Source organism: Agromyces sp. NPDC058136, assembly GCF_042884375.1.
Lineage (GTDB): Bacteria > Actinomycetota > Actinomycetes > Actinomycetales > Microbacteriaceae > Agromyces.
Window position 1 is genome coordinate 282,544 of record NZ_JBHVUA010000001.1, and the last position, 25,363, is coordinate 307,906.

General features: G+C 71.5%; 18 protein-coding genes. 3 read left to right on the plus strand and 15 right to left on the minus strand.

The genetic code is table 11. The features are described 5' to 3' along the window. Positions 1-39 precede the first annotated feature (39 nt). Together ACFVTX_RS01325 and ACFVTX_RS01330 are read right to left on the minus strand one after the other, a co-directional pair. On the minus strand, positions 40-2,250 hold the full coding sequence (locus ACFVTX_RS01325; protein ID WP_386897376.1) for an ATP-dependent DNA helicase RecG: 2,211 nt from the start codon (positions 2,248-2,250) through the stop codon (positions 40-42). After that, the gene (locus tag ACFVTX_RS01330) at positions 2,247-3,080 is read right to left on the minus strand and encodes a hypothetical protein (RefSeq protein WP_386897377.1); all 834 of its coding nucleotides are present in this window, start codon (positions 3,078-3,080) and stop codon (positions 2,247-2,249) included. Before ACFVTX_RS01330 ends, ACFVTX_RS01325 begins: the two co-directional genes overlap by 4 nt. 48 nt (positions 3,081-3,128) lie before the next feature. Here ACFVTX_RS01330 and rsmD point away from each other — a divergent pair, with 48 nt between their 5' ends. Beyond that, complete coding sequence (gene rsmD / locus ACFVTX_RS01335) at positions 3,129-3,722, plus strand: 16S rRNA (guanine(966)-N(2))-methyltransferase RsmD (RefSeq protein WP_386897379.1); 594 nt, start codon at positions 3,129-3,131, stop codon at positions 3,720-3,722. Here rsmD and thiL read toward each other — a convergent pair. Further along, a complete protein-coding gene (thiL, locus tag ACFVTX_RS01340; RefSeq protein WP_386897380.1) occupies positions 3,692-4,699 on the minus strand; it encodes a thiamine-phosphate kinase in 1,008 nt (335 codons plus the stop codon). The genes rsmD and thiL overlap by 31 nt on opposite strands. A gap of 143 nt (positions 4,700-4,842) precedes the next feature. Here thiL and ACFVTX_RS01345 point away from each other — a divergent pair, with 143 nt between their 5' ends. Then, positions 4,843-6,579, plus strand: a complete 1,737-nt coding sequence (locus tag ACFVTX_RS01345) for a substrate-binding domain-containing protein (protein WP_386897382.1) — start codon at positions 4,843-4,845, stop codon at positions 6,577-6,579. Positions 6,580-6,619: 40 nt separating this feature from the next. Further along, a complete protein-coding gene (locus ACFVTX_RS01350; protein ID WP_386897383.1) occupies positions 6,620-7,138 on the plus strand; it encodes a DUF3515 domain-containing protein in 519 nt (172 codons plus the stop codon). Between the two features lie 28 nt (positions 7,139-7,166). Here ACFVTX_RS01350 and ACFVTX_RS01355 read toward each other — a convergent pair whose 3' ends face one another. The 12 genes from ACFVTX_RS01355 to ACFVTX_RS01410 all read right to left on the minus strand — a co-directional run bounded on the left by ACFVTX_RS01355 (position 7,167) and on the right by ACFVTX_RS01410 (position 25,295). Then, positions 7,167-8,066 (minus strand): hypothetical protein, encoded by a 900-nt coding sequence (locus ACFVTX_RS01355; protein ID WP_386897385.1) that lies wholly within the window; start codon positions 8,064-8,066, stop codon positions 7,167-7,169. Positions 8,067-8,073: 7 nt separating this feature from the next. After that, complete coding sequence (locus ACFVTX_RS01360; RefSeq protein ID WP_386897386.1) at positions 8,074-9,165, minus strand: D-alanine--D-alanine ligase family protein; 1,092 nt, start codon at positions 9,163-9,165, stop codon at positions 8,074-8,076. Next, entirely contained in the window at positions 9,065-10,204 is a 1,140-nt protein-coding gene (locus ACFVTX_RS01365) for an NAD(P)H-dependent glycerol-3-phosphate dehydrogenase (RefSeq protein ID WP_386897387.1), read from the minus strand. The genes ACFVTX_RS01360 and ACFVTX_RS01365 overlap by 101 nt, the downstream gene beginning before the upstream one ends. Continuing rightward, positions 10,194-10,970 carry a lysophospholipid acyltransferase family protein gene (locus tag ACFVTX_RS01370; protein ID WP_386897388.1) on the minus strand — a complete coding sequence of 259 codons (777 nt, stop codon included), beginning with the start codon at positions 10,968-10,970 and terminating at the stop codon, positions 10,194-10,196. Before ACFVTX_RS01370 ends, ACFVTX_RS01365 begins: the two co-directional genes overlap by 11 nt. 7 nt (positions 10,971-10,977) lie before the next feature. Then, entirely contained in the window at positions 10,978-12,345 is a 1,368-nt protein-coding gene (murA, locus tag ACFVTX_RS01375; RefSeq protein ID WP_386897390.1) for a UDP-N-acetylglucosamine 1-carboxyvinyltransferase, read from the minus strand. Then, positions 12,342-12,962: a 3-isopropylmalate dehydratase small subunit gene (gene leuD / locus ACFVTX_RS01380; RefSeq protein ID WP_386897391.1), complete on the minus strand. Its 621-nt coding sequence runs from the start codon at positions 12,960-12,962 to the stop codon at positions 12,342-12,344. Before leuD ends, murA begins: the two co-directional genes overlap by 4 nt. Continuing rightward, positions 12,962-14,419: a 3-isopropylmalate dehydratase large subunit gene (gene leuC, locus ACFVTX_RS01385; RefSeq protein ID WP_386897393.1), complete on the minus strand. Its 1,458-nt coding sequence runs from the start codon at positions 14,417-14,419 to the stop codon at positions 12,962-12,964. Before leuC ends, leuD begins: the two co-directional genes overlap by 1 nt. Positions 14,420-14,674: 255 nt before the next feature. Then, entirely contained in the window at positions 14,675-15,304 is a 630-nt protein-coding gene (locus ACFVTX_RS01390; RefSeq protein ID WP_386897394.1) for an FHA domain-containing protein, read from the minus strand. Positions 15,305-15,314: 10 nt separating this feature from the next. Beyond that, positions 15,315-17,627 (minus strand): transglutaminase domain-containing protein, encoded by a 2,313-nt coding sequence (locus tag ACFVTX_RS01395; protein WP_386897396.1) that lies wholly within the window; start codon positions 17,625-17,627, stop codon positions 15,315-15,317. After that, positions 17,624-18,922 (minus strand): DUF58 domain-containing protein, encoded by a 1,299-nt coding sequence (locus ACFVTX_RS01400; RefSeq protein WP_386897398.1) that lies wholly within the window; start codon positions 18,920-18,922, stop codon positions 17,624-17,626. The genes ACFVTX_RS01395 and ACFVTX_RS01400 overlap by 4 nt, the downstream gene beginning before the upstream one ends. Beyond that, entirely contained in the window at positions 18,919-19,887 is a 969-nt protein-coding gene (locus tag ACFVTX_RS01405; protein WP_386897400.1) for an AAA family ATPase, read from the minus strand. The genes ACFVTX_RS01400 and ACFVTX_RS01405 overlap by 4 nt, the downstream gene beginning before the upstream one ends. Positions 19,888-19,937: 50 nt before the next feature. Continuing rightward, the gene (locus ACFVTX_RS01410) at positions 19,938-25,295 is read right to left on the minus strand and encodes an Ig-like domain-containing protein (protein ID WP_386897402.1); all 5,358 of its coding nucleotides are present in this window, start codon (positions 25,293-25,295) and stop codon (positions 19,938-19,940) included. Positions 25,296-25,363: the final 68 nt, after the last annotated feature.

Below are 25,363 nucleotides of genomic sequence, written 5' to 3' on the forward strand. Positions count from 1 at the left end.
AGCGCCAGCGATGCCGGCTGCGAGGCCCTCCGAGGAGTCTCAGCCCTTGCTCAGGTAGCCGCTCGACTCCTCGTCGAGTCGTCGCCGCAGCGCCGCCGCGAGCGCGGGGTGCCCGGCGAGCGTCGGGTCGTCGTCGAGGATGGCGGCGGCCTCGGCGCGCGCCTCGGCGATGACCTCGCCGTCGCGCACGACGCGCAGCAGCTTCAGCGAGGAGCGCCCGCCCGACTGGTTCGCCCCGAGCACGTCGCCCTCTTGCCGGAGCTCGAGGTCGACGCGCGCCAGTTCGAAGCCGTCGAGGGTGGCAGCGACCGCCTCGACGCGCTGCAGCGCGAGCGAGTTCGGCGGCGCACCGGTGACGAGCAGGCACAGGCCCGGCACCGAGCCTCGCCCGACGCGCCCGCGCAGCTGGTGAAGCTGCGAGACGCCGAAGCGGTCGGCGTCGGCGACGACCATGACGCTCGCGTTCGGCACGTCGACGCCCACCTCGATGACGGTCGTCGAGACGAGCACGTCGAGCTCGCCTGCGGCGAAGGCGCGCATCGTGCGGTCCTTCTCGTCGGCGCTCATGCGGCCGTGCAGCGGGGCGATGCGGAGCTCGGCGAATCGGGGGTGCGCCTCGAGCTCGGCGAGCACCGAGGCGACGGATGCCACGGGGCCCGCACTCTCGGCCGCGTCGCCCGGCACGTCCTCGCCGTCGTCTTCGACGACCTTCGACTCGATCGCCGGGCACACCACGAAACCCTGGCGACCGAGGGCGACCTCCTCGGCGAGGCGCTCCCAGACACGGGGCCGCCAGGCGGGGCGGATCGCGAGGGGCACGACCTGCGACTCGATGCCCGCGCGCCCGGCGGGCAGCTCGGCGATCGTCGAGACGTCGAGATCGCCGAACACGGTCATCGCGACCGTGCGCGGGATCGGCGTGGCCGTGAGCACGAGCACGTGCGGCGGCTCGGCGCCCTTGAGCCGCAGCGCCTCGCGCTGCTCGACCCCGAAGCGGTGCTGCTCGTCGACGACGACGAGCCCGAGCTCGGCGAAGGTGACCGTGTCGCCGAGGAGCGCGTGCGTGCCGACGACGAGCCGCGACTGGCCGGCCGCGGCGCGCAGCAGCGCCTTCTTGCGCTCGGCGGTGGGCAGCTGCCCGGTGAGCAGCGTCGGGATCAGCTCGGCCGAGAGTTCGGGGCCGAGCATCTTCACGATCGAGCGGAGGTGCTGGGCGGCGAGCACCTCGGTGGGCGCGAGCAGCGCCGACTGCCCGCCCGAGTCGGCGACCGCGAGCATCGCACGCAGGGCGACGACCGTCTTGCCCGAGCCGACCTCGCCCTGCACGAGCCGGTTCATCGGCACGGGCTCGCCGAGGTCGTGGGCGATCTCGGCGCCGACCTGCTCCTGATCGCCGGTGAGCGTAAACGGCAGTGCGGCGTCGAAGCGCTCGAGGAGGCCGCCCGCCACGGGTCGACGCGCCAGGGCGTGCCTCGCGCGGAGCGCGGCCCGGCGGCGCAGCAGCTCGGACTGCAGCACGAACGCCTCGGTGAAACGCAGGGTCCGCCGCGCGGCCTTCCAGTCGGACTCGCGCTCGGGGCGGTGCACCCGCTCGAGCGCCTGACGGTGGCCGAGCAGGCCACGGTTCTCGCGCACCGAACCCGGCAGCGGGTCGTCGACACGGCCGAGCCCGTCGAGCAGCAGCCCGATCGACTTCGCCAGCTGCCAGCTCGCGAGGGTCGAGGTCGCGGGGTAGATCGCGATCGGCGCCTCGGCCCACCGCTTGGCCGCCGCATCGCCGATCTCGGTCGGCACGGCGTCGTCGAAGAGCTCGTAGTCGGGGTGCGCGAGCTGACGGTTGCCCCGGTAGTCGCCGACCTTGCCGGCGAAGATGCCGCGGCGCCCCGGCCGCAGATCGTTCTCACGCCAACGCTGGTTGAAGAACGTGAGGGTCAGCACGCCGGTGCCGTCGGAGATCTTCGCCTCGACGATCGAGCCGCGGCGCTGGCGCATCTCGCGCACGCGCACCTCGATGACCTCGGCGACGAGGGTGACGTTCTCGTCGAGCGGCAGCGAGGCGAGCGCCGTGAGCTCGCCGCGCAGCGCATACCGGCGGGGGTAGTGCGCGAGCAGGTCGCCGACGGTGAGGTACCCGAACGCCCGCTCGAGCGCCTGCGCGGTGCGCCCCCCGAGCGCGCCCGAGAGTTTCGAGTCGAGCGTGTAGCTGCCGGGGATCGCCTCCTCGGGGGCGTCGTCGGGTCGCGCGGTCATGCCTCGATCGTAGGCGGCGCCTCCGTCAGTGCGGCGAGCTCGGCCCGCACGTACGGGTCGTCGGGCCGCGCCTCGGCGAGGGCACGCTGGATCTCGAGGGCCTCGTCGTCGCGGCCGAGGCTGCGCAGGCACCGGCCGACCGACCACTTCGCGACGTGCCGCTGCTCGGCCGTTCCGTACGCCTCGGCCGCCTGCGCCGCCGCTTCGAAGTGCATGAGCGCCCCGGTGAGGCGGCCCGCGTCGTGCAGGGTCCACCCGAGGTTGTTGTGCAGGGCGACCCCCCAGCGCAGCACCCGCGGGTCGCGGACGCCGTCGAGCACGTCGAACCCCTCGGTCGCCCACTCCTCCTCGTGACCGGTGTCGTTGAGCGCGAGCATGTGCAGGGCGTCGAGCACGAGGAAGCTCGATCCGGCGAGCGCCGCCTCGCGCACCCCTCGCGTCAGTTCGGGCACGGCATCGGCCGGACGCCGATCGGCTGCGGCGAGCCGCCCCCGCTCGATCGCGACCCTGGCGCGCAGCTCCGCGGAGAACGCGGCGGGCTCGTCGTCGCCCGCGGGCTGCGCGGCGACCTCGTCGAGCACGGCGAGCGCCTCCTCGCCGCGGGCGAGGAGTCCGAGGGCACGGGCGAGCTGCGTCTGCATGACGGCGCGCGTGTGCGCCGGCTGCGAGACGTCGCCCGCGAGCTCGCGGAAGCGGGCTGCGCTGGCCTCGGGATCGGAGAAGTCCCAGAGCCGGTCGATCAGCTGTTGTTCGGGGCCCCGATGCCGGGACGGTTCGGCGGGCACTCGGTCGGTCGAGCCGGTCTCATCTTCATCAATCGGGGCAGGCACCCCTCCATCATGGCAGCGCCCGGCGCACGTCGATATGCTGCCCTGAGCATGACCCGCATCATCGCCGGATTCGCCGGCTCCCTCAGCCTCCAAGTGCCGCGCTCCGGCACCCGCCCCACGAGCGACCGCGTGCGCGAGGCGATCTTCTCGGCGCTCGAGGCGCGCGACGCCATCGACGGCGCCCGCGTGCTCGATCTCTACGCGGGCTCTGGCGCGCTCGGCCTCGAGGCCGCGAGCCGCGGCGCGGCCGAAATCGTGCTCGTCGAACGGGCGAAGCCCGCCTCCGACATCTGCCGACGCAACGCCGACGCACTGGCCCGCGCCGACGGCGGCGCGCACGGGGTTCGCGTCCGCGTCGTGCAGCGGGCCGTCGCCGCCTACCTCGAGGGCGCGGCGGGCCCCGTCGACCTCGTGTTCATCGACCCGCCGTACGACCTCGGCGAGCAGGCGCTCGCGCACGACCTCGAGCTCCTCGCCCCGCTGCTCTCCGCCGACGCGGTCGTCATGGTCGAGCGCAGCAGCCGCTCGCCCGAACCGGTCTGGCCGACAGGTCTCTCGCCCGAGCGGCGGCGCGACTACGGCGAGACGACCCTCTGGTGGGCCGCGGCCGATCAGCCCGAACGGCCGTCCCAGCCCGAGTAGGGGTCCCAACCGACGGCCGTGAACGCTGCGCCGTCGAGCCGCAGTTCGCCCGGGGCATCCACGACCCGGCCGATCACCTCGAACGGCGCGGGGATCACCGACCCCGCGGGGAACGTCGCGAGCAGACCGTGGTCCTCGGCGCCCGCGAGCGCGACGCGCACGTCGTCGCCGAGGGCCGCACCGTCGAAGTCGAGCCCGACGCCGCTCGCCTCGGCGAGCCGGCGGGCGTCGCGTGCGAGGCCGTCGGAGACGTCGAGCATCGCCGTCGCCCCCGCCTCGGCGGCCGTCACGCCCGCGGCGACCGGCGGGCACGGTGCGAGCTGGGCCGCGAGCAGGCGCGGTTCGCGGTCGCGGAGCGCAGCGGTGCGCTCGGGCGAGGGCTCGCCCGTGGCATCCACCCCCTCGGCGAAGAGCAGGGCGAGGCCCTGCGCCGCGTCGCCGCGGGCGCCTGCGTGCGCGACGACGTCGCCGACCCGGGCGCCCGACCGCGTGACCGGCGCGCGCCCCTCGAGGTCGCCGAACGCGGTCACCGCGATCGTGAGCACCGATGAGGCCGAGAGGTCGCCGCCGACGACGCCCGCGCCGGGTGCGAGCGCGGCGAGGCCCTCGCGCAGGCCGTCGGCGATGCCCTCGAGCACGGCGACGTCGAGGCTCGGCGGTGCCGCGATCGCGACGACGAGCGCCGTCGGGCGTGCGCCCATCGCGGCGACGTCGGTGAGATTGGTGGCCGCCGCCTTCCAGCCGAGCTCGAACGGCGTGGACCAGGCGAGCCGGAAGTCGGGGCCGTGGATCATCATGTCGCTCGTGACCACGAACCGCGCGTCGGGCGCGGCCACCACCGCGGCGTCGTCGCCCGCGCCGAGGAGTGCCGAATCGCCGGGGCGCAGGCGCGGGAGGATGCGCGCGAGCACGGCCTGCTCGCCGAGCACGCCGATCGAATCGGCGGCGGCTTCGGTCGGGAGGGGCTCGTCGGGCATTCATTCAGCGTAGGTCACCGGATGCCGCGGGGTAGTGTGTAATGGTTCTTTACGAATTCGGTCCGAATCCCTACGCTGAGTTCGCGAACAAACCCGAACGCGGTGAACGTCCCCCGCTCACCGCCCCCTGCGATGGAGCGAACGTGAGTCGACGGAGCGAACGAGCAGAGAACCGTCGACGGCGCCGCCGCACGACCATCGCCATCACCGCCATCGCGAGCGCCTTCGCACTCGTCGGCGTGGCCGGGGTGACCGGCGTCGCCTGGGCGAACGGCGAGCTGGAGCGGCTCAACAGCACCGAGATCCCGTGCACCGAGCCCGCCGAGCTGCACGTCGTCGCCGACCCCGCGATCGCCGCGACCGTGAAGGCCATCGCCGCCGACTACGACGCGAGCGCGAAGTCGTGCTCCCGCACGGAGGTGGTCTCGCAGGCGTCCGTCGACACCGCGGCGATGCTGGCCTCGGGCAACGCGAAGGGGCTCGATGCGTGGATCCCCGACTCCCCCGTCTGGCTCGTGCGCATGTCGAGCACCGCGCGATCGCTCGGCCGCTCCGTGCCGAACTTCGCCCTCGAGCGCTCGATCGCCTCGAGTCCCGTCGTCTTCGCCGCCGACGCCGCCCACGCGAGCGAACTCGGCGACCTCGTCCCCGGGTGGAACGCGCTCATGAAGGGCGCGTTCACGGCGCTGCTGCCCGACCCCGACTCCTCGTCCGCGAGCCTCAGCGCCCTGCAGGCCATGGAGCGACGCGCCGACATCGGCTCGCCGCGGCAGTTCCAGTCCGCGATGATCGCGCTCAACGACACCGTGCTGCCGACGGCCGCCGATGCCTTCGCCGCGCTCGCACAGAGCCCGGCGAGCACCTTCGCGATCGCCAGCGAGCAGCAGATCGCCCTCCACAACAGCGAGGTCGGGTCGTCCCCGCTCGTCGCGCTCTCCCCGTCCGACGGCACGCTCGCGCTCAACTACCCGTTCCTGCGCGCGCTCGACAAGTCAGAACTCGCGAAGAACCTGCCCGCCGCCGGTGAGGAACCCGCGGCCGCCACCGCCGAGTCCCTCGCGCTCGAGCTCCGGGCACGCGAACTCGACGGCCTCAAGCTCGCGCTCTGGGGCGCGAAGGACGCCTTCGCCGCCGACGGCTTCCGCGACGGCGTCGGGTCGGGCGAACTCGACCAGGAGGGCGTGCTCTCCGAGGCGATCGCCGTCGACACGGCCGCAGCCGGCGCACAGGTCGCGATCCTCCGCACCTGGGGCGTCCTCAGTCTCCGCTCGCGCATCCTCTCCGTCATCGACGTCTCGGGGTCGATGGAGGAGCCCACGGTGACCGGCCTCCGTCGGATCGACCTGCTCACGCAGGCGACGAGTTCGACGCTGGCGCAGTTCTCGGGCGACGTCGACCTCGGCCTGTGGATCTTCTCGACCGAACGCGCCGGGGATCGCGACTGGGAGGCGCTCGCCCCCATCGACCGGCTCGGCGACGACGAGCACAAGGCGGCGCTCGGCTCCGCCATCGCCTCGCTCCCCGGCCGGCTCGGCGGCGCCACCGGGCTCTACGACACCGCCCTCGCCGCGGTCGCCCACGTGCGCTCGACCTACGACAGCGAGCGCGTGAACTCGGTGCTCCTCCTCACCGACGGGCGCAACGAGGACGAGAACGGCATCACGCTCGACCAGTTGCTCGTGCAGCTCACCGAGATGAACGACCCCGCCAAGCCCGTCCCCGTCATCCTCGTCGGCATCGGGCCCGACACCGACGTCGACGCGATGCGCGCGATCGCCACGGCCACCGGGGGCGCCGCGTACTCCGCCGCGAAACCCCAGGACCTCAGTACCGTGCTCACCGACGCGCTGTCCCAGCGCGCCTGCCGGCCGAACTGCTGACGCCCAGCTTCCACGGAGTCCGACGACTACGCTGAAGGGGATGTCTCACCCGAACGGCCCCAGCCCCGCCGCCACGCGCCCCCGCCGCCTCCGACTCTCCGTGCTGCTCCTCGCCGGTGCCGCGACGCTCGCGCTCAGCGGCTGCAGCCCGGTCGTGCCGATGGACCCGGCCGTCGACGCGAGCTCGCCCGACTGCGCCGCCGTCGTCGTACGCCTGCCCGATGCGATCGCGAAGGACACCGAGGCCGAGCAGCCCAAGCGGGAGACGAACGCGCAGGGCACGGGCGCCTGGGGCTCCCCCGCCTCCGTGTTCCTCAGCTGCGGAGTGCCTGCGCCCGGCCCCACGACCGACCGCTGCGTCACCGTCAACGGCGTCGACTGGGTCATCGACGAATCCGACGCGCCGAACTACTACTTCACCACCTACGGGCGCACGCCCGCCGTCCGAGTACTTGTCAACAACGATGTGGTCTCGGGCACGACGGCGATCACCGAGCTGTCGGGTGCGGTGTCGGTGATCCCCGCCGAGGGTGCCTGCACGACGACCCCCGCAGACTGAGGGATCGAGCGGGCGATGCTCCCGGCGGTCAGCCCGCCGTGCGCCGGTCCGCGTCGATCGCGTCCGCGAGGTCGAGGAGCAGCTCGAGCAGCCACCGCCACGTCTCGGGGTCGACACCGGGCAGCATCTCGGGCGAGGTGAGGATCAGACGGCGGTCGACGATCTCGAGGTCGAGCGGGCGTTCGCGGAACCGGCGCACCAGCTCGGGCGTGAACAGCGTGCGTTCGAGCAGGCCGCGCGCGGTCTCGCCGCGGCCGACGCGCGACGACACCGCGAAGCGAGCGGCGAGCTCGTCGCCGTGCTCGAGCCCCGAGAGATCGACGTCGCCGAGCGCCACGTCGATCGGGCCGGGGGCCGCGAGGCGGGCACCGCCCGCGCGCGTGCGCAGGTCGACCGTGAGGCGCGGCGCGTCGTGCTCGAGCGTCGCCGCGGCGTACGCCCACGTTCGCGTCTCGCCGCCGCGGTACCCGGCGAGGTACGAGTGCCGGCCGACCTCGATCTCACGCGGACCCGCGAAATCGACGACATCGCCCGACACCGAGCCTCCCAGGCTCGCGAAGATCCGTCCGGGCTTCACCGGTGCCGTCACCCGCGGAAGGTAGCGGGCGCCGTTGCGCTCGGCGAAGCGCTGCAGACGATACCGGCGGGCACGACCGGCCGTCGTCTCCCGCCGCGTCGATCGCACGATGAACACGATCGCGACGAGCGCGACGAGCCCCGAGATCGCCACGGCGAGCGGACCCGACATCGCACCGAAGATCAGGGCGCCGAGCCCGCACGCGACGAGGACGAGCCCGATGAGCGCGCAGCCGCCGAGCGCCTCGGAGCGCGCGAGGCCGTGCTCGCGCGCCAAGGCGGCGGCGCGCTGGTCGTCGGCTCGGTCGAGCGGTTCGGTCAGCGGCGCGAAGTCGAGCTCCGAGACATCCATCGAGGGGTCAGCGGGCGCCGGTGGCGACGCCGACCTCGATGAGCTCGGTGATGAGTTCGGGGTAGCTGAGACCCGAGTTGAGCCAGCACGTCGGGAACATCGAGATCGGCGTGAAGCCGGGCATCGTGTTGAGCTCGTTCACGACGAAGCCCTCGTCGGTGAGGAACACGTCGACCCGGGCGAGACCCTGGCCGCCGATCGCCTCGAATGCGCGACGCGCGATGCGCTGCAGCTCGAAGAGCTCGCCGTCGCCGAGTTCGGCGGGGCAGACGAGTTCGACGCCCGGGGCATCCAGGTACTTCGCCTCGAAGTCGTAGAACTCGCGACCCGTGACGACGACCTCGCCGGCGACGCTCACCCGCGGGCCCGAGCCGTCGCGCCCCTCGAGGACGGCGCACTCGATCTCGCGACCGGTGACGCCCGACTCGATGAGCACCGAACCGTCCTCCGCGAACGCGGTCTCGAGCGCGGCGTCGAGCTCCGCCCAGTCGGCGACCCTCGAGACGCCGACCGAGGAGCCGGCGCGCGCCGGCTTCACGAACGCGGGCAGGCCGAGGCTGCGGATGCGGCGCTGCCACAGCTCGGGATCGGCCGCGAGACCGGCACGCGTCACGGTCACCCACGGCGCCACGGCGATGCCGGCGCCCTCGAGCACCGTCTTCGTGAAGTGCTTGTCCATGCCGAGCGAGGAGGCGAGCACGCCGTTGCCGACGTACGGCAGGCCGACGAGCTCGAGCAGCCCCTGGATCGTGCCGTCCTCGCCGAAACGGCCGTGCAGGATCGGGAACACCACGTCGACCTCGCCGAGCGAACGCGTGCCCGACTCGTCGGTCACCGTCATCTCGCGCGACGCCGTCGAGGTGGGCCAGGACACCCGGCTGCCGTTGTCGACGACCTCGGGCAGGTGCTCGGGGTCGAGCGCGAAGCGCGCAGGGTCGTCGCTCTCGAGCACGAACGCGCCATCACGGGTGATCCCGACGGGGATCACCTCGAAACGGCTACGGTCGATCGCTCCCAGCACCCCGCCCGCCGTTGCGCAGCTGATCGAGTGTTCGCTTGAACGCCCGCCGAAGAGCAGAACCACCCTGAGCTTGTCCATCGTTCGTCCTTTCGCCCTGGGGCTCGTCGTCGGTCGTGAGGTGGGGCGCGATGTCCTTCGGGTCGAGGGTGCCCGCGAGCACCTGACGCACCTGTTCGACGATGGGCATGTCGACGCCCTTCGCCCGCGCGAGTTCGAGGATCGGCCCGACCGAGGCGAGCCCCTCGGTGGTCTGCTGCATCTGGTTCACGACGTCGTTGAGGTGATACCCCTGACCGAGCAGGCGGCCCGCCGTGTTGTTGCGCGACAGCGGCGACTGGCTCGTCGCGATGAGGTCGCCGAGGCCGGCGAGGCCCGACAGCGTCTCGGGGTGGGCGCCGAAGGCGACCGCGAAGTCACTCATCTCGACGAGTCCGCGCGTGATGATCGACGCCTTCGTGTTGTCGCCGTAGCCGGCGCCGTCGACGATGCCGATCGCCACCGCGATGAGGTTCTTCAGCACGCCGCCGAACTCGGTGCCGATGACGTCGGTGTTGACGAAGGAGTGGAAGTAGCGGTTGCGCGCGACCGAGGCGACCGCCTGTGCCGTCTCGAGGCTCGTCGAGGAGACGACGGCGGCCGTCGGCTGCTCCTTCGCGATCTCGAGCGCGAGGTTCGGGCCCGAGATGACCGCGATCTGCGACTCGTCGATGGGCAGCACCTCGGCGATGACCTCGCTCATGCGCTTGCCCGTCGACTTCTCGACGCCCTTCATGAGCGAGATGACCGTGGCCTGGGCGTGCAGGTGCGGCGCGATGAGCTTGAGGTTGTCGCGCAGCGACTGGCTCGGCACCGAGACGAACACCTGCTCGGCACCCGCGAGGGCGAGGTCGAGGCGGCTCGTCGCACGGAGACCGAGCGGGAGGTTCACCCCGGGGAGGTAGTCGCTGTTGCGCTTCGCCTCCTGGATCTCGCGCGCCAGCTCGGGGCGGCGCGCCCAGAGCACCACGTCGGCCCCGCCGTCGGCGAGGATCTTCGCGAAGGTCGTGCCCCAGCTGCCGGCGCCGAGGACGGCGACCCGCTTGCCCGCGGGCTTCCGCGCGTTCTGCTTAGTCTTCAAGGCGGCCCGTCTCCTTCTGGCCGTGCGCCGCAGGATCCCAGCGCTCGGCCGGCGCCGGCTCGTGCCGGATCTCGGCGAGGAGCTCGGCGATCGCGTCCATCAGCTTGGCGGTCGCGGCGAGCAGCGTCGCCTGGTCGATCGGCTTGCCGCGGTACGCGCTGAGGTCGAGCGGTTCGCCGATGATGACGTCGATCGTCTTGCGCGGGAAGAGGCTGAGCTTCTTGCCGTAGCGCGGCATGAGGGCCTGCGTGCCCCAGTGGGCGGCGGGCACGATGGGGATGTCCCGTTCCAGCGCGATCCGCACGGCCCCGGTCTTGCCGCGCATCGGCCACAGGTCGGGGTCGCGGGTGAGCGAGCCCTCGGGGTAGACGACGACCATCCGCCCCTTCTCGACGAGCTCTTCGGCGGCCCGCAGTGCCGCGTGGCCGTTGCTGCCTGCACGTTCGACGGGGATCTGCCCCGAGGTGCGCAGGAACCAGCCGAGCACGGGGTTCTTGAACAGGGAGGCCTTCGCGAGGAAGCGCGGGGCGCGCCCGAGCTTCCAGCTCGCGGCGCCCATCACGACCGGGTCGATCTCGCTGTAGTGGTTCGGCGCGAGCACGAACGCACCCGACTGCGGCATGCGCTCCCGATGGTGGAACCGGTACCGGACCACGAGGTTCAGCAGCGGCAGGATGAGGCAGGCGAGCACCCAGAAGAACGAGGGCCGGCGAGTCTCCGAACGGGGCTTCGCAGTCGCCGTCGGAGAGGAGTCGTCGTGTTGCACTCCCCTATTATCCTTCGAGTTCGAAATCCGCCCCGAGCAGTTCGAGCTTCGTGATGAAGTTCTCGTACCCCCGCGCGATGATTCCGACGTTCGACACGGTCGAACGCCCTTCGGCGGTGAGCGCCGCGATGAGGTGGCTGAACCCGCCGCGCAGGTCGGGCACCTCGATGTCGGCGCCCGTGAGCTTCGACGGACCCGAGATCACCGCGGAGTGCTTGAAGTTGCGCTGGCCGAATCGGCAGGCGCGCCCGCCCAGGCACTCCTTGTGCACCTCGATCGAGGCGCCCATCTCGACGAGCGCGTCGACGAAGCCGAAGCGCTGCTCGTACACCGTCTCGTGCACGATCGAGACGCCCTTGGCCTTCGAGAGCGCCACCACGAGCGGCTGCTGCCAGTCGGTCATGAAGCCGGGGTGCACGTCGGTCTCGATGATGACGGGCTTCAGCTCGCCACCGGGGTGGTAGAAGCGGATGCCGTCCTCTTCGATCTCGAACGCGCCGCCGACCTTGCGGAAGACGTTGAGGAAGGTGAGCATCTCGGCCTGGCGTGCCCCGCCGACGAAGATGTCGCCATCGGTCGCGAGCGCCGCGGCGGCCCAGCTGGCGGCCTCGTTGCGGTCGAAGAGGGCCCGGTGCGTGTAGCCGTCGAGCTTGTCGACGCCCTCGATCCGGATGACCCGGTCGGTGTCGACCGTGATGACCGCGCCCATCTTCTGGAGGATGTTGATGAGATCCATGATCTCGGGCTCGATCGCGGCGCCCGAGAGCTCGGTGATGCCTTCGGCGAGCACCGCCGTGAGGAGCACCTGCTCGGTCGCGCCGACGCTCGGGTACGGCAGGGCGACCTTCGCGCCGTGCAGGCCGCCGGGCGCCGACATGCGGATGCCGCTCGGGAGCTTCTCGACGATGGCGCCGAAGTTGCGCAGCACCTCGAGGTGGTAGTCGATGGGGCGGTCGCCGATGCGGCAGCCGCCGAGGTCGGGGATGAACGCCTCGCCGAGTCGGTGCAGCAGCGGACCGCAGAACAGGATCGGGATGCGGCTCGAGCCCGCGTGCGCGTCGATGTCGGCCATGTGCGCCGACTCGACGGCCGAGGGGTCGAGGATGAGCTCGCCCTCCTCGCCCTCGGTGACGGTCACTCCGTGCACCTCGAGGAGACCGCGGACGATGCGCACGTCACTGATGTTCGGCACGTCCTTCAGGACGCTCGGGGTGTCGCCGAGGAGCGCCGCCACCATCGCCTTGGTGACGAGGTTCTTGGCGCCCTTGAGTTCGATCCGACCACGAAGCGGCTTGCCGCCGTTGATCGTGATCCTGTCGACGTTCAACCCGACTGCCGTTCCGTGGTTCTTGGCATCCTGCCCGAGTGTGTTCACAGACTCCCTGATTCCGCCGGCTCCCGGATGGGGAGCGTCTTGGGCCGCCACGCCGCCCGATGTGTTTCGAACTCGGCAATGGCCGCTTCGTCCCGGAGAGTGAGGCCGATGTCGTCCAGACCCTCCAGAAGCCTCCACCGAGTGTAGTCGTCGATATCGAAGGCAACTGTGAGCGCGCCCGCGCTCACCGTCCGTGCAACGAGATCGACGGTCACGTCTATTCCCGGGTCGGCCTCGATGACCTCCCAGATGCGCTCGACGTCCTCGTAGGCGACCTGCGCCGCGACGAGGCCCTGCTTGCCCGAGTTCCCGCGGAAGATGTCGCCGAAACGCGAGCTCACGACGACGTCGAAGCCGTAGTCGCGCAGCGCCCACACCGCGTGCTCGCGGCTCGAGCCGGTGCCGAAGTCGGGGCCGGCGATGAGGATCTTCGCGCCCTGGTACTCGGGGCGGTTGAGCACGAACTCGGGGTCCTGTCGCCAGCCGTGGAAGAGGGCGTCGTCGAAGCCGGTCTTCGTGACCCGCTTGAGGAAGACGGCGGGGATGATCTGGTCGGTGTCGACGTTCGAGCGCCGCAGCGGCACCGCGACGCCGGTGACGGTCGTGATCTTCTCCATCAGCGCACCTCTCCTTCGTGCTGTTCGTTCTGCAGGTCCCAGGGGCTCGAGAGCGTGCCGCGGATCGCGGTCGCCGCCGCGACGAGCGGCGAGACGAGGTGGGTGCGACCGCCCTTGCCCTGGCGGCCCTCGAAGTTGCGGTTCGAGGTCGATGCGCAGCGCTCGCCCGGGGCGAGCTGGTCGGGGTTCATGCCGAGGCACATCGAGCAGCCGGCGAAGCGCCACTCGGCGCCGAAGTCGGTGAAGACCTTGTCGAGGCCCTCCGCCTCGGCCTCGAGGCGCACGCGCGCCGAGCCGGGCACGACCATGACGCGCACGCCCTCGGCCTTCTGCTTGCCCTTCACGATCGAGGCGAACGCGCGCAGGTCTTCGATGCGGCTGTTCGTGCAGGAGCCCATGAACACCGCGTCGACCTTGATGTCCTTGAGGGGGGTGCCCGCGGCGAGGTCCATGTACTCGAGCGCGCGCTCGGCCGCGGCGCGCTCGTGCTGGTCGTCGATCGTGGCGGGGTCGGGAACCGTCTCGGAGAGCGAGACGCCCTGGCCGGGGTTCGTGCCCCACGTGACGAAGGGCTCGAGGGTGTCGGCGTCGATCGAGACCTCGGCGTCGAACACGGCGCCCTCGTCGGTCGCGAGGGTGTCCCAGTACGCGACCGCGTCGTTCCAGTCGTCGCCCTCGGGTGCGTGGGCGCGGCCCTTCAGATAGGCGTACGTCGTCTCGTCGGGCGCGACCATGCCGGCACGGGCGCCCGCCTCGATCGACATGTTGCAGATCGTCATGCGGCCGTCCATCGACAGCGCGCGGATCGCCGAGCCGCGGTACTCGAGCACGTAGCCCTGCCCGCCGCCGGTGCCGATCTTCGCGATCACGGCGAGGATGATGTCCTTCGCGGTCACGCCCGGGCGCAGCGCACCCTCGACGTTGATCGCCATCGTCTTGAAGGGTTTCAGCGGCAGGGTCTGCGTCGCGAGCACGTGCTCGACCTCGCTCGTGCCGATGCCGAACGCCATCGCGCCGAAGGCGCCGTGCGTCGAGGTGTGGCTGTCGCCGCAGACGACGGTGATGCCGGGCTGCGTGAGGCCGAGCTGCGGGCCCACGACGTGCACGATGCCCTGCTCCTTGTCGCCGAGCGAGTGCAGGCGGATGCCGAACTCGGCCGCGTTCCTGCGCAGCGTCTCGATCTGGGTGCGGCTCGTGAGGTCGGCGATCGGCTTGTCGATGTCGAGCGTCGGGGTGTTGTGGTCTTCGGTCGCGATCGTGAGATCGGGGCGGCGCACGGGGCGACCGGCCATGCGGAGGCCGTCGAAGGCCTGCGGGCTCGTGACCTCGTGCACCAGGTGCAGATCGATGTAGATCAGGTCGGGGGTGCCGTCTTCGCCCTGCTTCACGAGGTGGGCGTCCCAGACCTTCTCGGCCAGGGTGCGGGGGCGGTCGGCGCTCGTCTGCGCAGTGCTCATGCGTTCGTCTTTCTTCGTGCCAATGGGATCTACTTCGATCCGGAAGGGTCAGCCGACGACGGACTCCGCGGCGGGGACGGCCTCAGATCGAAGACCCGCCGCGGCGACGAAGGAGGAGTCGTGGCGCGCGCATGCGTTCAGGCTAACACTTCGCGATCGCGCCGCCGTCCATGCGACGAACCGCGACAGCCCGGGTCCGTGTGCCGCCCCGCGCCGGCTCGCGCCGCCTCACGCGTCGCCTCGCGTCGCGCGACGTCAGCCGCGCGCGGCGACGCGGTCGACCCGGAACCCGAGCTCTCCGAGGTAGAGCGCTGCGCCGAGCGGGGCGAGCACTGGCTCACGCGGAGCGAGCTCCTGCAGCGCACCGCCCGGCGACTCGATGCGCACCCCGTTCGTCGAACCGAGGTCGGTCACGCGCAGTCCGCCGTCGACCGGTTCGACGAGGGCGTGCGTCTTCGAGACCGTGCGCGCGGGGTCGTCGACGGCGACGGCGCGCGCGCCGGGCGCGCCCGCGGCGACCGGGTCGCGTCCGAGCAGGAGGGCGCCGTCGGCGATGATCGCGAGACCGGATGCCGCGACGAGGCGCACCTCGGCCGTGCCCGCCCGCGGCGGCTCGGGCGCCTCAGGCTCAGGCTCGGGCTCGGGCTCGGGCTCGGGTACCTGTTGCTCGGGCGCCGGCTCCACGATCGGCTGCTGCGGCGCCGGACTGGCGACCGGCGGCATCGGGAGCGGTGCCCCGGGCGGGGCGGAGGGAAGCCCGCGACCCGGGGCGAAGCTCGGCAGCCCGCGCGGCGGCACGGCTCGCACCGTGCGATCGGGCGCCGTCGATTCGGGCGCCTGCGGCAAGAGGCCCGGCGGCGGGACGATGAAATCGGGGTCACCCACGGGAAACAGCCTAGCGACGCGAGCGGATCCGGTACCGACTGATGAAACGGCGCACCCGACCGACCGCGGAGGTGACCGCGGCGGTCGCCGCCTCGGCCTCGGTCCAGCGTCGTTCGACGACCTCGTCGGGCACGGCCCGCCCCTCGAACACATCGCGGTCGATCGTCGACGCGAGGGTCGAGAGCGGCACCGTCTCCGTGGCATCCGGACCGCCCGTGCGCAGCGCCTCGCCGAGGCCCTGCTCGTGGATCTGCCGTTCGAGCGATCGAGCCGACTGGAGGCGCGTGCCCTGCGCAGGCGGCTCGAACCCGAGCTCGGCGTAGCGGTCGACCAGCTCCTCCCAGGCGGCCGCCGACTGGCGGTCGTTCGCGCCGGTGCGCCGTCGGCGACGGCGCGCGGCCTTCACGAGCATGACCGCGAGCATCGGCAGGAAGATGATCGCCGCAGGGATCCCGATGACGCCGAGCGTCGCCCACGCCCAACCGGGGATCTGGAAGGGCTTGTCCTTGTCGTCGTCATCGGTCTCGTCGATCTCGACCGTCGCGAGCAGCTCGTCGTCGGTGTGCTCCACCCTCGGGGGCTGGCGCACCTGCGGCTGCGGCTCCGACTTCGGCTTCGGCGTCTCCTCCTGGGGGACGTCGACCTGATCGGGCGTCGGACGGAACGACACCCAGCCCACGCCGTCGAAGGCGACCTCGACCCACGCGGTGACGTCGTCGCCGACGACCTCGACCTCGTCCTGCCCGTCGGCGATCTCGGGTGCGAAGCCCATGACGACCCGGGCCGGGTACCCGAGGTTGCGCGCCATGAGCGCCATGGCGGCCGCGTACTGCTCGGCGTCGCCGACCATCTGCTGCCGGGTGAAGAGTTCGGCGATCCGGTCGGCGCCGTGGCCGGCGCGCGAGGGCACCGCGTCGGAGGCGAGACCGTGGCTCAGGAATCCGCCCGTCTTCAGGGCCTGCTCGATCGCGCGCAGCTGCTCGATCGGGCTCGCCGCGTCACCGGCGAACTCCCCCGCCTTCGCCTCGGCCACGTCGGGCGAGTTCTCGACGATCGGCAGGGTCAGATCGGCGACGGGCACGTCGACGAGATCGTCGGTGTCGGGCTCGCGCTGCACCTTCGCCGTGAGCGCGTACCGGGTGCCCTCGCCGACCCCGCTCGTGAGCACCGCGGTGCCCGCCTCGGGGTTGTAGCGCAGGTCGCCGGAACGCGCGGCACTGCCGTCGTCGAGGAGCCGCAGCGAGCTGCCGTAGCCCACCGTCGGCAACCAGACGTCGGAGTAGGCGCCCACCTCGATCTCGACGTCCCGCTCGGAGCCGAGCGTCGCGAGCCCGGGGGCGGGCAGGTTCTCGCCGACGATGCCGTAGCCGCCGCCGTCGGCGCCGACGTCCTCGGGGCCGGCCACGTTCCAGAGGCGGCCCGAGTAGGAGTCCATCGTCGCGAGCCGCAGCGTGTCGCCCGGCTCGAGACCCTTCACGGTGAAGAGGGTCTCTTCGGCGAGGTCCTTCGTGTACGTGCGGAACCCCGAGAGCGGGCTCGCGAACTCGAGCGGGTCGAACGGCGGCACGATCTCGTCACGCAGCACGAACCGCTCGGGGCTCACCGGGGCGAACGCCATGCCCGCGAGCGCGCCGATCGCGACGGCGCCCGCGACGACGCTCGCGGTGCCCGTGACCTTCTGCCGACGCAGGCGCTTCGCCCCGTCGCCCGAGGCCTCGACCGTTGCGCCACGGCGCCACGCGATCCAGACGAGCGCGATCACCGCGAACGCCACCCCGCGGACCCCCGCGAAGTACGCCTCATCGGTGCCGAGGAGGATGCCCGCGAGGTAGAGGAGGGCCGGGCCGATGACGAGCACGCTCGCGCGGAGCGCGGTGCGGCGCTTCGGCAGCCAGCGCGTCGCGAGCAGTGCGCCGACGAGCGACACGAGCCACGCCGCGAAGTACGGCAGCGCGGCGATGTAGTACGGCGCCTCGACGGGCGTGCCGATCGTCACGATGTCGGCCCAGCCGAAGACCGCGCCGTAGGCGAGGCCCGAGAGCGAGGCGAGCGAGGGCAGCACGACGAACATCCCGGCCTCGGGCATCGTGAACGGCGTGCCGAGGAGGAAGTAGGCGACGATCGCGACGAGCACCGTCGTCACGACACCGAGACGCCAGACCGAACCGGCGACTGCGGCGAGCGTGCCGACCACGAGCCCGGCGAGTGCGGCGACGAGGAAGTTCAGGTCCCCGAACGAGGTCTCGAAGCCGAGGATGCCGAGCACAGACAGCAGGCTGAGCACGAGCAGGTCGCTCGTGACGTGGCGGGGCAACGGCCTCACGGGCGGAGCCTCCTCATCAGTCGGGGCAGATCGCCGAGCGCGCCGACCGTCGCGACCGTCGTGCCGGCCACCTTCGAGAGCGTGCTCGCGGCCCCCTCCGCGACGCGGATCGCGATGGTCTCGGTGTCGCCGCCGAACACGGTCTCCACCGTGCGGAACTCGGCGAGCGGCAGATTCGACCCGCCGACCGTGATCACGACGCTCGGCGCGGGCAGCCGTTTCGTCGACTCCCGAACGAAATCGCGCAACGTCGGGTACGCGCGTTCGACCGGGTCGATGCGGGCGGAGTCGTCGAGGAACACCGTCGGCGTCGCCGTGCGGAGCGTCACCCCCTCGGTGACGACGGCGAGCCGGGTCGCATCGCGGATCACCTGCACGCCGATCGAGGCGAGCACCGAGACGCCGAGCTCGAACTCGTCGTCGCTCGCGTAGTGCGCCCGCTCGGTCGACTGGATGAGGATGAGCTGCGAACGCCGCGTCTCCTCGTACTGGCGCACCATGAGCTGGCCGGTGCGCGCCGAGGTGCGCCAGTGCACGTTGCGCAGCGCATCGCCCGGCTCGTACGCGCGCAGCGCGTGGAACGAGATGTCGTTGTTCGTGATGACCTTCGTGACCTCGCCCTCGAGGTCGCGCACGAGCCCCGCGGCCGAAGGCCGCAGCCGCGCGGTCACCGGGTGCACGAAGAGCTCGACGGGGTCGGTCCAGCGCACCGTGCGGCGGAGGATCCCGAGCTGGTCGCCGCGCACCGACACGGCGGGCCCGGCGATGATCACCGCACGCCGGTTCGTCGGCACCGCGAAGAGCTCCTCGTGCTCGCCGTCGGGCGGCAGCTGCGGCACGACGAACTCGGCGAGCCCCGCACCCACCGGCAGTTCGATGCGGGCCGGCGCCGACGGCGCCGTGCCCGCGTTGCGCACGACGAGCCGCCCGAGGGCGCGCTCCCCCGCGACGACGCGCGCCGGCTGCAGCTCGATGCCCACCGCGAAGTGCATGCGGCCGAACACGAACGCGATCGAGACGAGCACGGCCGCGAGCATCGTGAACCCGAGGAACGCGAACTCGATCCAGCCGAACACCCACGCCACGACGAGCGACACGGCTGCGGCGGCGAGCACGAGCCATCCGGTCGTCGAGACGACCCCCGTCACCGGTTCGCAGAACGCGGCCACCGCGCGCCAGGCGCGCGCGAGGGTCGCGCCAAGCGAACGGGCGGATGCCGCGAGCGAACGTGCGACGGCGCGGAATGCGATGCGCGCCTGGGACGGAGTCTTCGGCGCGCCGGCGTCGGCGCTCATGCCGCCCGGTAGGCCGGCGGTGCGATCTCGACGAGCACCCGCGACACGATGTCCTCGGCCGTGACGCCGGCGAACTCGGACTCGGGGTCAACGATGATGCGGTGCGCGAGCACCGGCACCGCGAGCTCCCGCACGTCGTCGGGCGTGGCGAAGGTGCGGCCGTGCGCGATTGCCCACGTCTTCACCGCGCGGGCGAGCGCGAGCGCGCCGCGCATGCTGACGCCGAGCGACGAGTCCTTGTGGACGCGCGTCGCCGAGACGATCTCGTTGAGGTACGACAGCACCGCGGCGTCGACGTGCACCTCGCTCGCGAGCTGCGCCATCGTCGTGATCGAGCTCGGCGCGATGATCGGCGACACCTTCGATGCACGTGCGCGGTTCGCGGAGTCGAGCAGCAGCGTCACCGCCGTGTCGTGGTCGGGGTAGCCGAGCGAGGTCTTGATGAGGAAGCGGTCGAGCTGCGCTTCGGGCAGCGAGTAGGTGCCCGCCTGCTCGACGGGGTTCTGCGTCGCGATGACCATGAACGGGCTGCCGACCTCGTAGCTCACGCCGTCGACGGTGACGCGCCCCTCCTCCATGACCTCGAGGAGCGACGACTGCGTCTTCGGCGAGGCGCGGTTGATCTCGTCGGCCAGCACGATCGACGCGAAGATCGGACCGCGGTGGAACTCGAACTGGCCCTTGCCCTGGTCGTAGATCGTCACGCCCGTGACATCCGAAGGCAGCAGGTCGGGGGTGAACTGGATGCGCGAGTTGGTGCCGTCGAGGGTGTTCGCGAGCGCCTTCGCGAGCACCGTCTTGCCCGTGCCCGGGAAGTCCTCGAGGAGCACGTGCCCGTCGGAGAGCAGCGCCGTGACGACGAGCTCGATCACCTCGCGCTTCCCGAGGATGGCGCGGTCGACGTTGTCCACGAGCTTCGAGAAGGCGTCCTGGAACCAGAGGGCCTGATCTTCGGTGACTGACATGGGGTGCTGTTCTCTCTCTTGCTGATGCTCGTTGCCGGGATGAGATCGCGCTACCAGGTGTTGAACGGGATGCCGTTCCACTGGCTGCCGCTGATGGTGCCGAGGGTCACCGAGGTGCCGCCGCCGATGTCCTCGAACCGGACGGCGATGGTGTCGTTGCGCACACCGAGGTGATTCTGGAGTTGCAGCTGCCCGCTCGCTCCGAGGTTGTTGTAGGTACCGCGGTAGCTGCCGACCCCGCTGCCGCCCGCCATGGCGTAGACGCGGTAGTTGCCGGGATCGAGGTTGTCCCACGTGATTCGGACCTCGGCGCAGCCGCTGCCACCCGACTGGCACCCGATGCTCGGCCCCTTTCCGATCCTTCCGGAGGGCGAGGGAGGCGGAGCGTTGACGACGGTGAAGCGGGTGGAGTTCACGGGGCCCTCCGAGAGGCTGCCGTTGTTTCGCGCCTGCACCTCGACGGTGTAGGTGTTCGCCCCGAGCCCGCTGAACTGCTTCGACTCGCCGCCGCTCCACCCCGACCATCCGCCGCCGTTGATGCGGGTGCGGTAGGAGACTCCGCCGCCGCCGGTGTCGGCCGGGGCGTTCCAGGTGACGTTCACCGTCGCGTTGGCGTAGCCGACCGAACCCTGCGTGACGTTGCGCGGTGCCGTCGGGGTGCCGAACGGGGTCGACGACATGGAGTTGGACGCATCGGACGTGCCCTTGGCGTTCACGGCGCGCACGGTGAAGCTGTACGCGGTGCCGTTCGTGAGCCCGTCGAGCGTCTGCGCCGTTCCGGCGGCGTTCGCGCCGAAGGTCCACGACCCGCTCGGGCTGCCCGTCACCTGATAGCCCGTGATCGGCGAGTTGTTCGTCGCGTTCGCCCGCCAGGTCAGCTTGATGTTCTTGTCGCCGCTCGCGATGTTCGTGACGGTCGGCGCGTCGGGGCGGTCGCGCACGATGATGCTCACTCGGCCCTGCACCTCCCGCAACGGGTCGAGCGTGGCATCGCCGATGCGGTAGATCACGCTGAGCTCTCCGGTGAACGAGGGACCGGTGCGCACGGTGAGGTTCGAGGTCGTCTTGCTGACCGAGGCGTTCGCACCGACGTTCTGCGAGTCGATCTCGGCCGCGACGATGCGCAGCGGCTCGCCCTCGGCGTTGAACGGGTTGAAGTCGTTCGCCAGGACGTCGATCGTCTGCGAGGCGGAACGGACCATCTCGATCGGGCCGTCGTTGATCGCCTGCGGCTTCGCCCGCGTCGACGACACGATCTTGACGTCGACGTACCCGGGCACGGTGAACGACTCGAACTTCAGATCGAAGCTGAGCCGGGTCTGGGTGCCCGCCTGCACGCCGCGCGGCGAGGTCACGGTGAGCGTGCCGCCGTCGATCTTCGCCGCGATGTCCTTGGTCGTCCCCGAGAGGTTCGTGTACTGCACCCGGTCGATGTTGTCGGGGTTCGGCTGGAACGTCGACTGGCGCAGGTCGACGACGAGCGGCTTCTCGCCGGCTTCCAGCGTCTCGGTGCGGGGGGTGAACGTCGGGGGCGTGTCGTTGAAGTTCGGGTCGCCGACGGTGATCGGCACCGTGAGGATCGCGACGCGGCCGATCGGGTCGTCGGCGTCCTTGCCGTCGGTGACCTGGAAGGTGACGGCGGCCGAGCCCCGGTAGTCCTTCGCGGGCGCGAACTTCAGCGTCCGACCGTCCACCATCGGCGATTCCTTGGCGTTGGTCGCGGACGCGGAGAGGATGAGCGCGGGATTGCCCGAGGGCACCACGACGAGGTCGTCCACGTCCCAGGTGATGCTGCCGTTCATCGGGACGACGATCTCCCCCAGGTCCTTCAGGTGGGGGGCCGGGAACTTCGCCTTCTCTTCGGCGGCGAGCTCCTCGGGGGTCTTCGGCCGCTGCGTCTCCTCGGGCGTCACCTCGTCGTCGCCGCCGGGGATGGGCGGCACGATGACGAAGGCCTGCGCGTCGAGCTCGTCGAGCGCGTTCGTCAGCCGGTAGGCGACCGCGAAGCGCTCGTTGCGCGGCTTCACGTCGATGCTGCCGTCGGGGAGCACCTCGGCCCGGTCGGCGTTCGGCCCCTCGAGGGTGACCTTCAGGTCTTCGACGAGGCCGCCCGGGTTCGTCGCGTCCTTCAACGGGCGGACGTTGACCGGGTCGTCGTTGACGACCTGCTCGGGCTCGATCACCTGGTCCTCCGCGGTCGGCGGCAGGATCTTCGCGTTCTTCGTCACGGCGATCTGGAGGAACGCGGCATCGGCGCCGCCGTGCCCGTTCGAGATCTCGTACCGCACGGTGTAGGCGCCCTCGACCTCGGGCGCGGTGATGACGACCCGTCGGCGGTCGCGGATCTCGGCTTCGACGTTCTCGTCGACGTCGGGGAGTCCTGCGACGTGCAGCTCGTAGCCCGAGGGGTCGGAGTCGTTGAGCAGCACCTCGACGCCGACGGTGCGGCCCGGCTTCATCTCGATGGTGTCGTCGACCGCCTTCGGCGGCAGCTGCACGGCCGGTCGCGGGATGACGCCGATGCGCACCTCGCCCGTCGCCGTCGCGCCCCCGGTGTCGCGCACCTCGTAGGTGAACGAGTCGGTGCCGGCCGAGCCGGTGAGCGCCTCGTAGGTGATCGAGGTGCTCGTGCGCTCGAGGATGCGCCCGAGCGACGGCGCTTTCGTGATGCCCGTGAGCACGACCGAGTCCCCGTCGGGGTCGAGCCCGTCGAGCGGCACGTCGATCTTGACCGCTGAGCCCTCGAAGGTGCGCGAGTTGATCGGCGTCGGCAGCGGCGGACGGTTCGCATCGGGGTCGGGTCCGATCACGTTGAACCGCACGGTCGCGCGGGCGGTCTGCTCGAAGTCGTCGCCGATCGTGTAGACGGCGCTGTACGTTCCGGGGACCTTGGGCGCCTGGAATCGCACGGCGTCCTCGCTCACGAACACGAGTCCGCCCTCGGCGACGGGGTCGATGAGCTCGGGCAGCACGTGGATCGCAGCGGCGTCGGGGTGGAAGTCGTTCTCGAGCACCGGCACCGTCACGATGTCGCCGGCGCGCACGTTGACGCCGTCGTCGAGCGCGACGGGCGGCTGGTGCTTCACGAGCGGCGGCACGGGCACCACCGCGACCGAGGCCGTCGCCGTGTTCAGGCCGTCGGAGATCGTGTAGGAGAACTGCAACTGGCGATCGATCGCCTCCGATGCGGTGACGCGGGCGACGGTGTTCGTGAGGATCTCGACCGAGACCAGGTCCTCGGTGCCGGCCTCATCGACGGACTGCACCGCGAGCACGCTGCCCGAGGGCGACACGTCGTTGATGAGGAGCGGCACGATCGTGGGTTCGCCGGGGCGGAGGTAGGCCGTGTCCTTCACGGCGATCGGCGGCGGCGCCTCGCCCGACGGCTCGGTCACCTGCACGCGGATGAGTCCGATGCTCACCGCGGTGTCGGCGCCGAGGTTGTAGATGAAGACGTACTCGCCGGGCTCGTCGGCGGAGAAGGTGATCGTGCCGCGCTCGAGGTTCGGCGTCGCACTCGCACCGTCGGGCACCTCTTCGACGCCGACGAGGGTGAGCGGCGCACCCGACGGCGTGAGGTCGTTGAGGAGGGGCTCGATCGCGATCTTCTCGCTCACGAAGGCCTGCGCGAAGTCGGGCGTGCCCACCGGATTCAGCGTGCCGGTCGGTTTCACCTCGACGATCAGGGTGCCCGCCGCCTCGGTCTGCCCGTCGGAGACGACGTACTGGACCTCCTTCTCGCCGAGCTCGCCCGATTGGTGGGCGAAGGTGATCAGTCCGTCGGGGCTGAAGCGCACCGAGTCGCCGCTCGTCGGCGAGGCGTTCACGAGATAGACGTCGTCGCCGTCGGGGTCGTTCCAGTCGCCCAGCACGTTGTACGAGATCTGCCGGCTCTGCTCGACGGACGTTCCGGCGTTGCGGAGCGACACGGGCGCCTCGTTCTCGCTCGCCGGTCGGATGCGCACGTTGACCGACGCCTCGGCGCGGCCGCCGCGTCCGTCGTCGACGGTGTACCGGAACGACGCCGTGCCGGCCGCCCCGGCCTCGGGGGTGAACTGCAGCGCACGGCCTCCGTCGATGAGCTCGAGCCGGCCCGCCGCCCCGCTCGCGGCCGGCAGTTCGGCGATCGTCAGGATGTCGCCGTCGGGGTCGGTGTCGTTCTCGAGCAGCTCGAGGATCGTCGTTCGTTCGGGCCGCACGCCGTACTCGTCGTCGCGCGCGAGCGGCGGCCGGTTGACGGGGCCGCGCTCGGCGAGGGTGTCCTCGAAGTTCTGCTGGGAGCTCTTCTCGTCGCCCTCTTCCTCCTCTGACTCCTCGGGCGGCGTCACCTCCGCCCAGTTGTCGACGAGCCGCAGTTCGGAGTCGACGAGCCAGGCGTTGCCGTTCGAGAGGTTGTTCAGCACGATCACGTCGCGGTTCACCCGGAACTCGAGGCGTGAACCCGCGGTCTTCTGGGGGATGTCCTGCGTGCGGGGCTCGGCGCCGTCGCAGGCCGCGAGGTACTTCGACGCACCCGACCACGCGCCGTGCGCGCAGCCGTCGAGCCAGACCGGCGCCGCGACCTCGCTCGCCTTCGCAGCGGGCGCGCTGCCGCCGCTCTCGATCGTTCGCACCGAGCCGCCGCCGAGCGGCACCTCGAGCAGGGCGTCGGCGGTCGCCACGTACGCGACGTCGTTCTCGGCGCCCGACTGCTGCAACCGCAGGCCTGCAGCGGGGAGCTCGATCGTGCGCCCGTCGACGAGGAGCGCGTTGTTCTTCTCGTCGAGCACGACGGCGCGTTCGCCGACCGCGGCGAGCTGGTGCTCCTCGAGTTTCGGCAGCTCGCGCGCGGCGGGTTCGGCGTCGACGGCGACCGTGTACAGCGTGCGCTTCGAGGGCTTCGTCGCGAACACGGTGCCCTCGCTCGAGACGGCGACCTCGGCGCCCTTGCCGAGCTCGAGCACCGGGTCGGTGCCGGAGGCGTTGAACGAGAGCGCGGAGCCGGCCGCGACCGTCCAGAGCTCGCCCTTCGGGGAGAGCACGGCGAGCACCTCGCCGCCGTAGGCGATCGACGAACCCGGCGGAACGTCGATGCGTTCGGTCAGCGTGGTGAAGGAGGGATCGATCCGCTCGACGGATCCGATGCTGCGGTCGTAGAGGAAGGCGTCGTCGCCGTTCTGGAAGACGTCGAACTCGTTCGTCGCGGTCGGGACCGCGGCGTCGAGCTCACCGATGGGCTTGTTGAGGCGCCCGGCGAGCAGGTCCTTCGCGTTCGTCACCCAGACGTCGCGCGCACGCAGGTCGGGGTCGGTGACCGGGAACCCCTGGTGCAGGACGGCGGCGGTCAGCGGCACACCGGCGATCAGCGCCAGCGCCAACGTCGTCGCGGTGGCCTTGCGTGTGCGCACCCACGAGGTGAAGCTTCCCACCAAGGCTCCCGAACTCACTGCTGTCTTGGATTGGGACACGAGCCCCACAACGGGGTACACGGTAACAC

Bases quoted from the DNA above. Each gene is read 5' to 3' on its own strand.
- ACFVTX_RS01325 (WP_386897376.1), bottom strand. From the start codon at position 2,250: ATGACCGCGCGACCCGACGACGCCCCCGAGGAGGCGATCCCCGGCAGC.
- rsmD (WP_386897379.1), top strand. From the start codon at position 3,129: ATGACCCGCATCATCGCCGGATTCGCCGGCTCCCTCAGCCTCCAAGTG.
- thiL (WP_386897380.1), bottom strand. From the start codon at position 4,699: ATGCCCGACGAGCCCCTCCCGACCGAAGCCGCCGCCGATTCGATCGGC.
- ACFVTX_RS01350 (WP_386897383.1), top strand. From the start codon at position 6,620: ATGTCTCACCCGAACGGCCCCAGCCCCGCCGCCACGCGCCCCCGCCGC.
- ACFVTX_RS01355 (WP_386897385.1), bottom strand. From the start codon at position 8,066: ATGGATGTCTCGGAGCTCGACTTCGCGCCGCTGACCGAACCGCTCGAC.
- ACFVTX_RS01360 (WP_386897386.1), bottom strand. From the start codon at position 9,165: ATGGACAAGCTCAGGGTGGTTCTGCTCTTCGGCGGGCGTTCAAGCGAA.
- leuD (WP_386897391.1), bottom strand. From the start codon at position 12,962: ATGGAGAAGATCACGACCGTCACCGGCGTCGCGGTGCCGCTGCGGCGC.
- leuC (WP_386897393.1), bottom strand. From the start codon at position 14,419: ATGAGCACTGCGCAGACGAGCGCCGACCGCCCCCGCACCCTGGCCGAG.
- ACFVTX_RS01400 (WP_386897398.1), bottom strand. From the start codon at position 18,922: ATGAGCGCCGACGCCGGCGCGCCGAAGACTCCGTCCCAGGCGCGCATC.
- ACFVTX_RS01405 (WP_386897400.1), bottom strand. From the start codon at position 19,887: ATGTCAGTCACCGAAGATCAGGCCCTCTGGTTCCAGGACGCCTTCTCG.